This window comes from Verticiella alkaliphila (genome assembly GCF_018904615.1).
GTDB lineage: Bacteria > Pseudomonadota > Gammaproteobacteria > Burkholderiales > Burkholderiaceae_B > Verticiella > Verticiella alkaliphila.
On record NZ_JADCNH010000010.1, the window covers coordinates 36,270 to 50,160 of the forward strand.

Sequence of the window (13,891 nt, forward strand, 5' to 3'; positions counted from 1 at the left end):
ATGATGCAGGGTCTCGATCTTGCTATCCGACGCGCCATGCCTCCCTACGCCAAGACGCGCCATCGCGCTCCCGCCGCCCTCCTTCTCGCCGCACCAGCCCTGTGCCTGGCCCAGGCGCAACCGCAACCGGCCACTGCCGCGGGAGGTGCCTACGCCGGCACGCTGGCCCCGGTGGTGGTGAGCAGCACGCGCACAGAAACCATCGTGTTCGACACGCCCGCCTCGGTGGACAGCATCGATGGCGACACCATGCGCGATCGGCAACCACAGGTGGATCTCGCTGAGAGCCTCACGGGTCTGGCGGGCATGCAGATCCAGGATCGCCAGAACGACGCACAGGATCTGCAGATCTCCATCCGCGGCTTTGGCGCACGTTCGAGCTTCGGCGTGCGCGGCGTGCGGCTGTACGTGGACGGCATTCCCGCCACCATGCCGGACGGCCAGGGCCAGACGTCGAACATCGAGATCGCCACGACCGATCGCGTGGAAGTGCTGCGCGGGCCTTTCTCCGCGCTCTACGGCAATGCCTCGGGCGGCGTGATCCAGGTGTTCACGCGCGACGGCGAACGCCCGCCATCAGTGGGCGCCTCCTTCGCGGCAGGCAGCCACGGCATGCGGCGCTACGGCCTGACGGCGCAAGGCGCCAACGACACCGGTGCGGGTGTGTTCGATTACACGCTCGGGGTCAATCGCACCACCACGGATGGTTATCGGGATCACAGTGCCTCGCGCCGCAACCAGGCCAATGCCAAGCTCAATCTGCAGCTGGACGACGACCGGCGCCTGACGATCATTGCCAACCATGTCGACCTGTCCGCGCAGGATCCGCTGGGCCTCACGCGCGCGCAGTTCGACGACACGCCCCGCGTGGCGCCGCTGGCGCAGCAGTACAACACCCGCAAGACGGTGCGCCAGACGCAAGGCGGCTTGCGCTACGAGCACCGGGTGACAACGGACGACACGCTCTCGGCCATGCTGTACGTGGGTACCCGTTCGACGCAGCAGTTCCTCTCCATCCCCCCTGCCCCGCAACAAAGCCCCCTTCACGCGGGCGGCGTCATCGACCTGGAACGCGACTATGCCGGGGCGGATCTGCGCTGGACGGCCGAGCGTCAACTGGCCGGCCAGGCGCTCACCCTGATCGGCGGCGTGGCCTATGACCAGATGCGCGAGGATCGCCAGGGCTATCTGAACTATGTGGATACGCCGGCCGGCCGCGAACTGGGCGTCATGGGCGCGCTGCGCCGCGACGAGACCAACCGCGTCCGCAATCTCGATCCGTACGTTCAGGGCTCGTGGGCCTTCGCGCCGCGCTGGACGCTGGACGCCGGCGTGCGCTGGAGCCACATCCGCTTTCGCTCCAACGATCACTACATCGTCGGCGTGAATGGGGACGACAGCGGCGATGCACGCTATCGCAAGCTCCTGCCCATGGCCGCGCTGCGCTTTGCCGCCACCGAGGACCTGAACCTGTATGCGGCCGTGGGCCGCGGGTTCGAGACGCCCACCCTCAACGAGATCTCGTATCGCGCGGATGGCCAGGCAGGCCTGAACTTCGACCTGCGCCCGGCCACCAATACCAGCGTGGAGTTGGGTGCCAAGGCCGCGATCGCAGGCGGCACCCTCACCGCCGCCGTCTTCCAGACCCGTACGGAAGACGAGATCGTCACGGCGGTGGCGAGCGGCGGGCGCTCGACCTTCCAGAACGCGGGCCGCACGCGCCGCCATGGCGCCGAGCTCAGTTGGGCCGGCGCGCTGGTCGGCGACTGGCAGCTGCGGGCCTCGTATGCGTGGCTCGATGCGCGCTATCGCGACGACGTGTGCGCGCCCGCAGCCTGCGGGCAGAACCCTATCGTGAGCGGCAACCGCATTCCCGGTATTGCCCGCCACACGGCCTTCGCCGCGCTCGACTGGGCGCCGCCCGAGGGCTGGCGCGCCGGTGTCGACGTGCGCTATCAGGATCAGGTGTTCGTCAACGACGCGAACGAGGATGCCGCGCCATCCTATCTGGTGGCGGGTGCGAGCGTGGGCTACCGCTGGCGCCAGGGCCCGTGGTCGTGGGATGCGTTCGGCCGAGTGGACAACCTCTTTGACCGCAAGTACGCGGGCTCGGTCATCGTCAACGACGGCAACGGCCGTTTCTTCGAATCCGCGCCGGGTCGCAACTGGAGCGCGGGCATGGGCGCGAGCTACGCGTTCTAAGCCAGAAAGCGTACGGGGGGCGGGCCGGTGCCCCGGCCCGCCCCCCGCGTTTCTGCACGGCGTATCAGAGCTGCACGCAGAGATACTTGAGCTCGAGGTATTCCTCGATACCGTGGCGTGAGCCTTCGCGGCCCAGGCCGGATTGCTTGACGCCACCGAACGGTGCCACTTCGTTGGAGATGAGGCCGGTGTTCACGCCGACCATGCCGTACTCCAGCGCCTCGCCCACGCGCCACGTACGCGCCTGGTCCCGCGTGAAGATGTAGGCCGCGAGGCCGAAGATCGTATCGTTGGCCTGGCGCACCACGTCGGCTTCGTCCGTGAAGCGAAAGAGCGGTGCTACCGGCCCGAACGTCTCTTCGCGCGCGCACAGGGCGTTGGCAGGCACGTCGGCCAGCACGGTGGGCGTGAAGCACGTACCGGTGTCGCCCGCACGCGTGCCCCCCGTCAGCACCTTCGCGCCATGCGCCAAGGCGTCGGCGATGTGTTCCTCGACCTTGCGCACGGCGGCCTCGTTGATGAGCGGGCCGTGCGTGGTGCCCTCGGCCATGCCGTCGCCCACGCGAAACTTCTCGACTTCGGCCACGAGCTTGCGCGCCACGTCGTCGTAGATGCTGTCGTGCACGTAGACGCGGTTGGCGCAGACGCAGGTCTGGCCCGCGTTGCGGAACTTGGAGGCGATGATGCCGGCCACGGCCGCGTCGATATCCGCATCCTCGAACACGATGAGCGGCGCATTGCCGCCGAGCTCCAGCGAGAGTTTCTTGATCGTGTCCGCTGACTGGCGCATCAGCACGCGCCCCGTCTGGGTGGAGCCGGTGAAGCTCAGCTTGCGCACCGCATGGCTGGCGGTGAGCGTCTCGCCGATCTCGCGCGGCTGGCCCGTGATCACCTGGAACACGCCAGCCGGCACGCCGGCTTCGAGCGCCAGCACACCCAAGGCCAACGCGGTGAGCGGTGTGGCTTCAGCGGGCTTCACGATCATGGTGCAGCCGGCCGCCAGCGCGGGGCCGACCTTGCGTGTGATCATCGCCGCCGGGAAGTTCCACGGCGTGATCGCCGCGCATACCCCGATCGGCTGACGCAGCACCAGCAGCCGCTGGCTGGCCACCGTCGGCTGCACGATCTCACCGTCGATGCGCCGAGCTTCCTCGGCAAACCACTCCAGGAATGAGGCGGCATACGCGATCTCGCCCTTGGCTTCGGCCAGTGGCTTGCCCTGCTCAGCCGTGAGGATGCGGCCCAGGTCGTCCTGGTGCGCGAGCATCAGATCGGACCAGCGGCGCAGCACCTGGCTGCGCGCCTTGGCCGTGCGGCCCGACCACTCGGCCAGCGCGGCTTCGGCGGCAGCGATCGCCGTCTCGGTCTCGACCGCGCCCAGGCTGGGCACGCGAGCGAGCGTCTCGCCCGTGTAGGGATCCATGACCTCGAGCGTGGCGCCCCCCGACGGGGCGTACCAGCCGTCGCCCAGCAGGCAGGCCTCGCGCAGGAGGTCGGGACGGGAAAGTGTCAAACGTTGGGACATATCAGTCTTCCTAGGCCTCGAGGGCGCGGGCGAGGATATCCAGGCCCTTGTCGAACTGCGCGTCCTCGATCGTGAGGGGATACAGCAGGCGGATGACGTTGCCGTACATGCCGCAGGATAGCAGCAGCAGACCCTGATCCAGGGCGCGCTGGAGCACGCCCTGCAGGAAGGCGGCATCCGGCGCGCCCGTGGCGGGATCGCGGAATTCGATCGCGAGCATGGAGCCCAGCCCACGCACCTCGCCATCGCGGGCACCCGCGTGGCCACGTCCTTCAGGCGCGCCGTGGCACGTTCACCCAGCGCGGCGGAGCGCGCGCATAGATCCTGGGATTCGATCACGTCCAGCACGGCGTGCGCGGCCGCCACGGACAGCGCATTGCCGGCGTAGGTGCCGCCCAGGCCGCCCGGGGCTGGCGCATCCATGATCTCGGCGCGGCCGCTCACGGCGGACAGCGGCAGACCGCCCGCCAAGCCCTTGGCCATCGTGATCAGATCCGGCTCCACGCCGTGATGCTGCATGGCGAAGAGACGACCGGTGCGGGCGAAGCCCGTCTGGATCTCGTCGGCGATGAAGACGATGCCGTGCTCGTCGCACAGGCGGCGCAGGCCTCGCAGCAGCTCCGTGGGCGCCACGTTGAAGCCGCCCTCGCCCTGCACAGGCTCGACGATGATGGCGGCCACGCGCTTGGGGTCGACGTCGGTCTTGAAGAGCTGGGCCAGGGCTGCCAGCGAGTCGGCAGCGGACACGCCGTTCAGCGCCGAGGCGAAGGGCACGTGGTAGACCTCGCCCGGGAAGGGACCGAATCCCACCTTGTACGGCACGACCTTGCCCGTGAGCGCGAGACCCATCAGCGTGCGGCCGTGAAACGCGCCACCGAAGGCGACGACGGCGCTGCGGCCGGTGTGTGCGCGAGAAATCTTGATCGCGTTCTCGACGGCTTCGGCGCCGGTGGTGAAGAACGCGGTCTTGTTGGTGCCGCCGATCGGCACGCGCTGGTTCAGACGCTCGGCCAGCGTGATCGGGCCTTCGTACGGCACGATCTGGAAGGCGGTGTGCGTGAAGTGCTCAAGCTGCTCGCTCACGGCCTGGACGACGCGCGGATGGCGGTGACCGGTATTGAGCACGGCGATGCCGGCGGCGAAGTCGATGTACTCGCGCCCTTCCACGTCCCACAGCGTGGCGTTCTGCGCGCGCGCGGCATGGAAGTCGCACATGACGCCAACGCCACGCGGCGTGGCGGCCAGACGGCGTTGCTTCAAGGAATCGTTCGTGAGGGACATGGGGCAGGCTCTCGGCAGGAAAGAAGGATGACGGCATTCTGCGCGCCCATTGGCCCCTTGCATAAGGTCCACTTAGTGCAACCGCATGGTGCCAATGCGACCGTCCGACTAGAATGCGCCATGCAATCCGTCTGCGCCGACCTCGTCCTGCAACGCCTGGACCCCGACCCCGCTTTGCCGCGCAACCGCGCGCTGTACGCCTGCCTGCGCAGCGCCATCCTCGATGGCACGCTCGCGCCGCTGTCGCGCTTGCCGGCCTCGCGCGATCTCGCCCGCGAGATACGGCTCTCGCGCAACACCGTCATGCACGCGTACGACCAGTTGCTTGCCGAGGGCTACGTGCTCAGTCGCGTGGGCAGTGGCACCTTCGTCGCGGCCACCGCGCCGGACCGACTCCTCGACACCCCCTCCGCTCAGGCAGCTGCCAGCCCAGGACATGCGGCAACAGGTCTGTCTCAACGTGCTCGCAACCTGCTCGCGCAACCCGCGGCATCGCTCTGCCAATGGGGCGCCTTCATGCCCGGCGTGCCCGACGTCACGCAGTTTCCCAACCGCCACTTTGCGCGGGCCCTCTCGCGGCTCTGGCGCTCGCCCGACCCGACGCTGCTCACCTACGGTGCTGGCGGTGGCCACGCGGCGCTGCGCGAGGCGCTGACGGCCTATCTGCGCGTGGCGCGGGGCGTGCACTGCGAGCCCGGACAGATCCTCGTCACCGAAGGGGTGCATCAGGCCATCGACCTCGCGGCCCGCATGCTGGCCGACGTGGGCGATGCCGCGTGGGTGGAGAACCCCGGCTACTGGGGCATTCGTCAGGTGCTGCGCATGAACGGTCTGCACGTGCAGGGCATGCCCGTGGACGAACACGGCATGCGCTTGCCGGAAGACGGAACCGATGCGCCGCGTCTTATTGTCGTCACCCCCTCGCACCAGTATCCGTTGGGCGCCGTGATGAGCCTGCCACGTCGGCAGGCGCTGCTGGCCTTCGCCCGTCGTACGGGCGCCTGGGTGCTGGAGGACGACTACGACAGCGAATTCCGATTTGGTGGCCACCCCGTGCCCGCCGTCCAGGGCCTGGAGACGGACGCGCCGGTGATCTACATCGGCACCTTCAGCAAGACGCTCTTTCCCGGCCTGCGCGTGGGCTACATGGTGCTGCCTGTGGCGCTGGCCGACGCCTTTCGCAGCGCGCACGCCGATCTCTACCGTGAAGGCCATGGCATGACGCATCTGGCGCTGGCAGAGCTGCTGCAAGAAGGCCACTACGCAGCGCACATCCGCCGGATGCGCGTGCTCTACGGCCGCCGGCGCAGCCTGCTCGCCCGGCTGATCCGCGAGCATCTGGGCGACGCCTATCTGGGGGAACACAACAGCAACGCCGGCCTGCACTTGATGCTGCGGCTGCCCGATGCCGTCGACGACGCCGCCCTCACCCAGGCCTTGCAGGCCCGGGGCATCCTCACGCGGCCACTGTCACGCTACTACGTGGGATCGACGGGTGCCCGCGGCCTGCTGCTGGGGTATGCCAGTGTGCCGGAGCCCGAGATCGTCGCCGGCTTCTGGACGCTGCGCGATGTCTTGCGCACTGGCGCAGGTATCCCGTAAGGCACTGACCATGCTGCCCAAGCTGCGGCAGATCAGGGATTCCAGTTCGATCCGGAGGGCGGCGGCGGGAGTCCCTCCTTCCAAGCCTGCGCCAAAACGCCGTGCTTGCAAGGCCTACATCCTAGCCGGGCGGGCTGTCGGGCGACCCAGCCGCCTGGCCCAAGCCTTGAGCGCGGTTTCGAGAAACTGGGCAAATCCCTCTGCTGCCGGCGACAACGAGCGCCCCTCTGGGCGGTACAGACAGACGTCGCGGACGGTTTCGGGGTCGACGACCCGCTGCATGCGCAAACCGAACGTCTCCGCCAACGTCCGCACATAAGCGGGCGCCAGGGTGGCGGACCGGCCCTGCGCTGCGATGCCCAGTGCCGTGGAGATGTTGTCGACGATGTCCACTGGCGCCACGCGTTCGTGCTCAGGGACGTTCAGGCGCATGCGCTCGACACTGATCTCGTGGTCGCGGCCAGCCGCGACGAGCGGCTCGTCATGCAGTTCCGCCCAGCGCAGGCTTCGGCGGGTGGCCAGCGTATGGGTGGGCGCACACCATAGCACCCAGGGGCTATGAAACAGCGTTTGCGAGCGCACGTCACGTCCCGTGGCCCGGTCCGGCCCCACGGCGATGTCGACGTCGCCGGAGGCCACGCTGTCGACGAGCCTCTCCACCGCGACGTCACACACCCGCACCACCACCTTTGGCAACCGGGCCGCGTACTGGTGGATCGCCTCAGGCAACGCCGTCGCCGCCAGCACCAGGGCGCGCCCACGCGAACCAGCCCCGACGCACGGTTGCGCACGTCGTCAGCCGCAATCTCGGCGGCACGAACATGGCGCAACACGGTCTCGGCAGAGGGCAGGTAGTCCCGTCCAGCGCTGCTCAACTCCACGCGCCGCGTTGTGCGCTCCAGTAAGCGAAAGCCCACGGTGGCTTCGAGTTCGGCCACCAGTTGGCTTACCGCCTGGACGGTCAGGCCCATGCGCGTCGCAGCCGCGCTGAAACTGCGCAGTTCCTCGACCAGAACGAAAGCTTCGAGCTGGCGCAGCGTGAGTCGCGTCAGCGGCATGGCGCAAAGCCTGCAAGGACGAGTGTCTTGATTTCCATTGAGGACCCGTAAAGACTGCACGCCTGTGGCCAGTGCGCCAAGGAATGGCATCGAATTCGGTCGATTATCAAGACAAGCTTGAAAACTGTCAAAAAACGCATGATTGTGCTACGTGCGGTGATCTTCAACAATGTGGCGCAATGCCATCGCCAACGACAACGACAACGACATCAGGAGACCGACAGTGCTTGACCCCGTCCTTTACACCCAACTCGCAAAGGAGCTTCAAGCCGCCGAGGCCTCGCGCGTGCAGATCGAACAGTTCTCCCGCCGGTATGCGGGCATGACAATCGACGACAGCTACGCCATTCAGCGCGAATGGATCCGTCTGCAGCGCGAGGCGGGGCGCCGCCCTGTGGGACGCAAGATCGGACTGACCTCACGCGCGATGCAGATCGCCGCGCAGATCACCGAACCGGACCACGGCGTCCTGCTCGACAGCATGGTCCTGCGCGACGGCGCCGAGATCGAGGCATCCCGGTTCATCGTCCCCCGCTTTGAAGTGGAGCTGGCATTCGTTCTGGGCCGACGCCTGCAAGGGCCGAACGTCACGCTGTGCGACGTGCTCAACGCCACCGATTACGTCGTGCCCGCGCTGGAACTGATCGACGCGCGCATCGAGCAGTTCGACCGGCATACGAAGGCACCCCGCACGGTGCTCGACACGATCGCGGACAACGCGGCCAATGGCGGCATCATCCTCGGCGGGCGTCCCATGAAACCCGACGCGGTGGATTGGCGCTGGGCGGGCGCTCTGCTCTTCAAGAACGGTGTGATAGAGGAATCCGGGCTCGGCGCAGCCGTGCTCAATCACCCGGGCAATGGCGTTGCCTGGCTGGCCAACAAGATCGCTCCCTATGGCGAGAGCCTCGACGCCGGCGACATCGTGCTGGGCGGCTCGTTCACGCGTCCGGTCGCCTGCGCAGCCGGCGACACCTTTCACGCGGACTATGGCCCGCTCGGCTCCATCTCCGCGAGGTTCATCTGATGCACACGCCGACCAATTCCTTCAAGCAGCGACTGCAACACGGCGAGCCGCAGATCGGACTTTGGCTCGGCCTGGTCGACAGCTGCGCGGCAGAGCTTTGCGCGACGGCTGGGTTCGACTGGCTGCTGATCGACGGCGAACACGCGCCGCACGACCTGCGCACCATGCTGGCCAGCCTTCGAGCCATCGCGCCCTACGCCAGCCAGCCGGTCGTGCGTGTACCCCATGACAATGCCGCGCTGATCAAGCAGGTACTGGAAATCGGCGCTACGACGTTGCTCGTGCCCATGGTCGAGACCGCGCAACAGGCACGCGACCTGGCGCGCGCCGTCCGCTACCCCCCGCAAGGCATCCGCGGCGTCGGCAGCGGCCTGGCTCGATCGTCGCGCTGGAATGACTATAGCGACTACCTCCACGCTTCGAACGATCGCGTGGCGCTGCTCGTGCAGGTGGAGACCGTGTCTGCCCTGGAGCACCTCGAAGACATTGCCGCCGTGGACGGTGTCGATGGCGTCTTCGTGGGGCCGGCTGATCTCGCGGCGTCCATGGGGCACCTCGGCGGCGCCGGTCACCCCGACGTGCGCGCCGCCGTGGAGACGGCGATTTCCCGCATCATCGCTACCGGCAAGGCCGCCGGCGTGCTGACGATCGACGAAACGCTGGCTCGCCAGTACCTCGACCTTGGGGCCACCTTCGTGGCGGTGGGCGTGGACACCACGCTCCTGGCGCAGGCGGGCCGGGCGCTCGCCAAACGCTTCATTACCACAGCCAAAGCTGCCGGCTAAGACAACGCACGCCGCAGCTCTCTCGTCTGGCGCCGGGCTGCGGCGCCCGCCACCCTCGACTGGAGAGGACATGCCTTTACCCAACCACGTGCACGTCGCCGGATACGACGTGTGCACCGACCACTACATCAATGGCAAGCGCGTGACCAGCGACAGCCATTTTGAAATTCACTGCCCGATCGACCAACGCCGGCTCGGCGAAGTGGCCGAAGGCCGCGACGAGCATGTCGAGGCGGCGATCCAGGCGGCCCAAGCTGCCTTTCCCGCCTGGAGCGCTCTGACGGCCGCCGAACGCTTGCCGTACCTGCAGCGCTATGCCGAAGAAATTGGCAAACGTGCCGAGATGCTGTGCACGGTCGAAAGCAACGATGCCGGGATCCTCCTGTCGCGGATGCGTCACGGCGTGGTGCCGCGCGCCATGCAGAACATCCTGTGGTTTGCGCAACACGCGCTTGATCTGCAGAATCGCCCGATCGATACGGAGCAGGCGCATCACCTCGTCAGACACGATCCGGCCGGGGTGGCCGTCATCATCACGCCGTGGAACGCGCCGTTGATGCTGTCGACCTGGAAGCTCGGGCCCGCGCTGGCCGCTGGCAACACCTGCATCCTGAAACCGCCCGAGTGGGCGCCGCTCACCTGCTCGATCCTGGCCGATGCAGCCGACGCTGCCGGCCTCCCGGCAGGCGTGTTCAATGTGGTCCAGGGCATCGGCGCGACCACGGGCGCGGCACTGGTGCGCGACCCGCGGGTGGCCCGGATTTCCTTCACTGGTAGCGTGCCCACAGCCAAGCTGATCGCCCAGGCCGCAGGCGCGAACCTCGTGCCCTGCAGCCTGGAGCTGGGCGGCAAGAGCCCGTTCATCGTGCTCGAGGACGCTGACCTGGATGGTGCTGCCGCGACGGCCGCGCTGATGTACCGCAACGCAGGCCAGGTCTGCCTGGCCGGCACACGCCTTCTCGTGCATCGCGGGGTGGCCGACACGTTCGTGGCCAAGATGCGGGCTCTGGTCGAAGGCCTGGTCGTGGGTGACCCCCGCGAGGAAGCGACGGAGGTCGGCCCGATCATTCATCCCAGACAGGTGGAACGGGTCAAAGGCTTTGTCGATCGCGCGGTTGTAGGCGGCGCCACGCTGCTCTGGGGCGGTGGACCGCACCCGTTCGGTGCTCAGTACTTTCAGCCCACGCTCGTCACAGACCTGAAGCAGGACGACGAGATCGTGCAGAACGAAGTGTTCGGCCCGGTCTTGACGCTGCAGACGTTCGACGACGACGACGAGGCGATCGCGCTGGCCAACAGCACGGACTACGGCCTCGGCGGTGTCTGCTATGGCGAAACGACCCACGCCACCGCCCTCGCCGAACGCGTGCGCACGGGCTTCATCTGGGTCAACAGCTTCGGCATCCGGGATCTGGCAGCGCCATTCGGCGGCATCAAACGCAGCGGTATTGGCCGCGAAGGCGGCGACTGGAGCTTCGAGTTTTTCTCGGACATCAAGGATGTCGTGGTCCCCAAGAAGCCGTTTCGCGCAAGCTTTGCGCATCGATAGGAGAACACCATGGGACAGATCGTCGGCGCGGCCCTCGTGTCGCACCACCCCGGGCTGATGCAGTGCGAAGAGTTTCGACGTGCCATGGGCGCGGGCGAAGACTCGGATCTCATCGCCGGTTTCGCCCGCCTGCGCGAGCGCATCGATGCGCTCGCACCGGACGTGGTGATCATCTTCGACAGTCACTGGTTCACGACGGGTTACCACCTCGTCGATGCCTGGGAGAAGTACGAAGGCATGTACATCTCGGACGAGATGCCGTGGTACCTGCACGGCGTGCCGTACAAGTATCGCGGACATCCTGAGCTTGCCCGCGCGATTGAAGTGGTCTCGCGCGAGCGCGGTGGCTACAACCGGGCGGTGAGCCATCCCGACCTGGGCCGGCACTATGCCACGGTCAACCTGATCAAGCATCTGCATCTGGAGCTGTCCGACACGCCGATCGTGACAGTGAGTTCCTGCCAGAACTGCGCCTGGGAACATTTCTTGGAATCCGGCAAGGCCATTGGCGAGGCTATCGAGCGCAGCGACCTGCGCGTGGTCTTGCTGGGCTCGGGTGCGCTCAGCCACAAGTTCAATGAGATCGACTGGAAACCCAAGCACCCGCGGATCTTCCACGAATCGAACGTATCGTCACCGGAGAACATCGCCAGCGACAAGGGTGCGATCGCCCTGATGCAGGCGGGTCGTCACGACGAGATCCTCGCGCGCTGGGACGATGAGTACCGACGCAAGCCCTGGGAAGCCTTCGGCGCGCACTACCTGCAGATGCTGGGCGCCATGGGCGGGGCAGACTGCACGGACAAGGGCGAGACACTGTCCGCCTATGAGAATGCGCGTGGCACCGGCAACATCCATATCTGGTTCGACAGATCGCAAAAACCCGCGGCGGGTGCACAGACGCCTAGCCGCGTGACGGAAGGGGTACAGGCATGAACTTCGAATTTCCTTTCCAGACACTTCCCGCTGTCATGCAGGGGCCGCGCATCGAACGCCGCCGGGTCCTGATCGGTGGCAGCGCACACTGGGGCACGATCATCGAGTCCGGAGAGCACGCGGGTAGCCTGCGCCTGGACGACGGGCGCGTCGTCGACGCCGAGGGGCAGTCCTACCTTCCGCCTGTGAATCCGACCAAGATCATTGCGGTGCACATCAGCTACCGCTCGCGCAGCATCGAGACGCGCAACAAGCCCAAACCCACCGACACACCCACGTACTTCACGAAGCCGCAGACGTCCCTGAACGGCCATGGCGGCGAGATCCTCAAGCCGGCCGACTGCGAGTACCTGAACTACGAAGGCGAGTACGCCGTGGTGATCTCGCGCACCTGCCGCAACGTCACGCCGGACGAGGCCTGGGACTACATCGAAGGTTTCTGCCCGGCCCTGGACATGGGGCTGCAGAACTTTCGCGACACCGATCAGGGCAGCATGTTGCGCGTCAAGGGTGCCGACACCCTCCTGCCCATCGGCCCAGGCATCGTGCGCGGCGTCAATCTTTTCGAGCAGACCCTGCGCACCTTGGTCAATGGGTATGTGGTCCAGGAAGCCCACATCGGCGAAGAGACCATCTGGGGCCCACACTACGTGATCGCCGACATCGCACGGCACATCACGCTGTGCCCGGGCGACGTCATCCTGATGGGCACGCCCTGCCATTCGCGCAGCGTGAACGCGGGCGATACGGTGGAATGCGAGATCTCGGGTCTTGGCCGAGTCTCGGGCACGGTCGTCGCCATCGACGCGCCGCGCGCCAGCGCACTGGGCGTCGGTCACGCGCCCACGGACTCGCCTGAGGTCAAGCGCGTCGCCTGCGGCTTTGACGAGCGCGTTCCCGAGCACCTCAAGGACAATCTGAACAAGGCCCGAGGCAACGCATGAAAGTCTGCATTGTCGGCGCGGGCGCGATCGGCGGATGGATCGGCACGCGCCTGGCGGTCACAGGGCAGTGCCAAGTCAGCGCCGTGGCCCGGGGCGCCGTGCTGACCGCCTTGCGCACGCATGGCTGGCGCCTGCAAACCAGCGATGGCTTGCTGCAGGCCCCCGCCGTAGCGACGGACCGGGCACAGGACCTGGGTCCACAAGACGTGGTGGTGCTTGCCGTGAAGGGCCCCGCCCTGTCCGCCGCCGTCAGCAGCGTCGCGCCCTTGCTGGGTCCGGACACGCGGGTGCTGCCGGCCATCAACGGCGTGCCGTGGTGGTTCTGCAACGGGCGCGAGGAAGTCGGTCCCGCCCCCTTGCAGAGCGTGGACCCGGACGGCAAGATCGCCAGCACCATTGCGTTTGAGCATGTCCTGGGCTGCGTCGTCCATGCGAGCACCTCGGTATCCGAACCGGGCCTGGTCGTGCACAAGATGGGTGACGGGCTCGTCATTGGCGAACCGGCTGGCGGCCTGAGCGCACGTGCCCAGGGCATCGCCGAGCTGCTTACCGCCGCAGGCTTCTCTGTCACGCACAGTGCCGACATTCGACGCGACATCTGGTACAAGCTGTGGGGCAACATGACGATGAACCCCGTGAGCGCCATCACCGGCGCCACGGCGGACCGCGTCCTGGCGGATCCGCTGGTGCGGGCTTTTTGCTCTGCGGTCATGAACGAAGCCGCCACGATCGGCGCGCGCATCGGGTGCCCGATCGAGCAGGCGCCCGAAGAGCGCCATGCCATGACGGCCCGACTAGGCGCGTTCAAGACGTCCATGTTGCAAGACGCTGAAGCCGGCCGCCCGCTCGAACTCGATTCGATCGTGGGCGTGGTCCGCGAACTGGGCGAGCGCCTGGGCGTTGCCACACCCAACACCGATGCCCTCCTGGGGCTGACTCGACTCTTCGGTCAGGTCCACGGAATCTATCCCAAGACATGAAC

10 protein-coding genes and 2 pseudogenes are annotated in these 13,891 nt (G+C 67.2%); 8 read left to right on the top strand and 4 right to left on the bottom strand.

What is annotated here, in order from left to right; translation table 11 throughout:
- The first annotated feature begins 36 nt into the window (after positions 1-36).
- A complete protein-coding gene (locus tag IMZ29_RS09025; RefSeq protein WP_216182974.1) occupies positions 37-2,202 on the top strand; it encodes a TonB-dependent receptor domain-containing protein in 2,166 nt (721 codons plus the stop codon).
- A gap of 64 nt (positions 2,203-2,266) precedes the next feature.
- Here IMZ29_RS09025 and IMZ29_RS09030 read toward each other — a convergent pair whose 3' ends face one another.
- Both IMZ29_RS09030 and gabT read right to left on the bottom strand, forming a co-directional pair.
- Entirely contained in the window at positions 2,267-3,727 is a 1,461-nt protein-coding gene (locus tag IMZ29_RS09030) for an NAD-dependent succinate-semialdehyde dehydrogenase (protein ID WP_216182977.1), read from the bottom strand.
- A 10-nt stretch (positions 3,728-3,737) separates the two neighbouring features.
- Positions 3,738-5,008, bottom strand: a pseudogene (gene gabT, locus IMZ29_RS09035) (4-aminobutyrate--2-oxoglutarate transaminase).
- 240 nt (positions 5,009-5,248) lie between these two features.
- Here gabT and pdxR point away from each other — a divergent pair.
- The gene (gene pdxR, locus IMZ29_RS09040) at positions 5,249-6,610 is read left to right on the top strand and encodes a MocR-like pyridoxine biosynthesis transcription factor PdxR (protein WP_443083795.1); all 1,362 of its coding nucleotides are present in this window, start codon (positions 5,249-5,251) and stop codon (positions 6,608-6,610) included.
- A gap of 114 nt (positions 6,611-6,724) precedes the next feature.
- Here the strand turns inward: pdxR and IMZ29_RS09045 are convergent, their stop codons facing one another.
- Both IMZ29_RS09045 and IMZ29_RS23265 read right to left on the bottom strand, forming a co-directional pair.
- Positions 6,725-7,357 carry a LysR substrate-binding domain-containing protein gene (locus IMZ29_RS09045; protein WP_371820187.1) on the bottom strand — a complete coding sequence of 211 codons (633 nt, stop codon included), beginning with the start codon at positions 7,355-7,357 and terminating at the stop codon, positions 6,725-6,727.
- A gap of 170 nt (positions 7,358-7,527) precedes the next feature.
- Positions 7,528-7,758: pseudogene (locus tag IMZ29_RS23265) on the bottom strand (helix-turn-helix domain-containing protein); the annotation flags it as partial.
- Between the two features lie 133 nt (positions 7,759-7,891).
- Here IMZ29_RS23265 and hpaH point away from each other — a divergent pair.
- The 6 genes from hpaH (at position 7,892) to IMZ29_RS09075 (ending at position 13,889) form a co-directional block, all read left to right on the top strand.
- Positions 7,892-8,695: a 2-oxo-hept-4-ene-1,7-dioate hydratase gene (gene hpaH / locus IMZ29_RS09050; protein ID WP_371820188.1), complete on the top strand. Its 804-nt coding sequence runs from the start codon at positions 7,892-7,894 to the stop codon at positions 8,693-8,695.
- Positions 8,695-9,480 (top strand): 4-hydroxy-2-oxoheptanedioate aldolase, encoded by a 786-nt coding sequence (gene hpaI / locus IMZ29_RS09055; protein ID WP_216182982.1) that lies wholly within the window; start codon positions 8,695-8,697, stop codon positions 9,478-9,480. Before hpaH ends, hpaI begins: the two co-directional genes overlap by 1 nt.
- A gap of 70 nt (positions 9,481-9,550) precedes the next feature.
- Positions 9,551-11,029: an aldehyde dehydrogenase family protein gene (locus IMZ29_RS09060; RefSeq protein WP_216182984.1), complete on the top strand. Its 1,479-nt coding sequence runs from the start codon at positions 9,551-9,553 to the stop codon at positions 11,027-11,029.
- Between the two features lie 9 nt (positions 11,030-11,038).
- Positions 11,039-11,965, top strand: a complete 927-nt coding sequence (locus IMZ29_RS09065) for a DODA-type extradiol aromatic ring-opening family dioxygenase (RefSeq protein ID WP_216182986.1) — start codon at positions 11,039-11,041, stop codon at positions 11,963-11,965.
- Positions 11,962-12,909 (top strand): fumarylacetoacetate hydrolase family protein, encoded by a 948-nt coding sequence (locus tag IMZ29_RS09070; protein WP_216182988.1) that lies wholly within the window; start codon positions 11,962-11,964, stop codon positions 12,907-12,909. Before IMZ29_RS09065 ends, IMZ29_RS09070 begins: the two co-directional genes overlap by 4 nt.
- Complete coding sequence (locus tag IMZ29_RS09075; RefSeq protein ID WP_216182990.1) at positions 12,906-13,889, top strand: 2-dehydropantoate 2-reductase; 984 nt, start codon at positions 12,906-12,908, stop codon at positions 13,887-13,889. The genes IMZ29_RS09070 and IMZ29_RS09075 overlap by 4 nt, the downstream gene beginning before the upstream one ends.
- Positions 13,890-13,891 lie beyond the last annotated feature (2 nt).

What these genes read in the sequence shown, in the direction of transcription:
- IMZ29_RS09025 (WP_216182974.1), top strand. Translation starts at nt 37, where the DNA reads ATGCCTCCCTACGCCAAGACGCGCCATCGCGCTCCCGCCGCCCTCCTT.
- IMZ29_RS09030 (WP_216182977.1), bottom strand. Translation starts at nt 3,727, where the DNA reads ATGTCCCAACGTTTGACACTTTCCCGTCCCGACCTCCTGCGCGAGGCC.
- hpaI (WP_216182982.1), top strand. Translation starts at nt 8,695, where the DNA reads ATGCACACGCCGACCAATTCCTTCAAGCAGCGACTGCAACACGGCGAG.
- IMZ29_RS09060 (WP_216182984.1), top strand. Translation starts at nt 9,551, where the DNA reads ATGCCTTTACCCAACCACGTGCACGTCGCCGGATACGACGTGTGCACC.
- IMZ29_RS09065 (WP_216182986.1), top strand. Translation starts at nt 11,039, where the DNA reads ATGGGACAGATCGTCGGCGCGGCCCTCGTGTCGCACCACCCCGGGCTG.
- IMZ29_RS09070 (WP_216182988.1), top strand. Translation starts at nt 11,962, where the DNA reads ATGAACTTCGAATTTCCTTTCCAGACACTTCCCGCTGTCATGCAGGGG.
- IMZ29_RS09075 (WP_216182990.1), top strand. Translation starts at nt 12,906, where the DNA reads ATGAAAGTCTGCATTGTCGGCGCGGGCGCGATCGGCGGATGGATCGGC.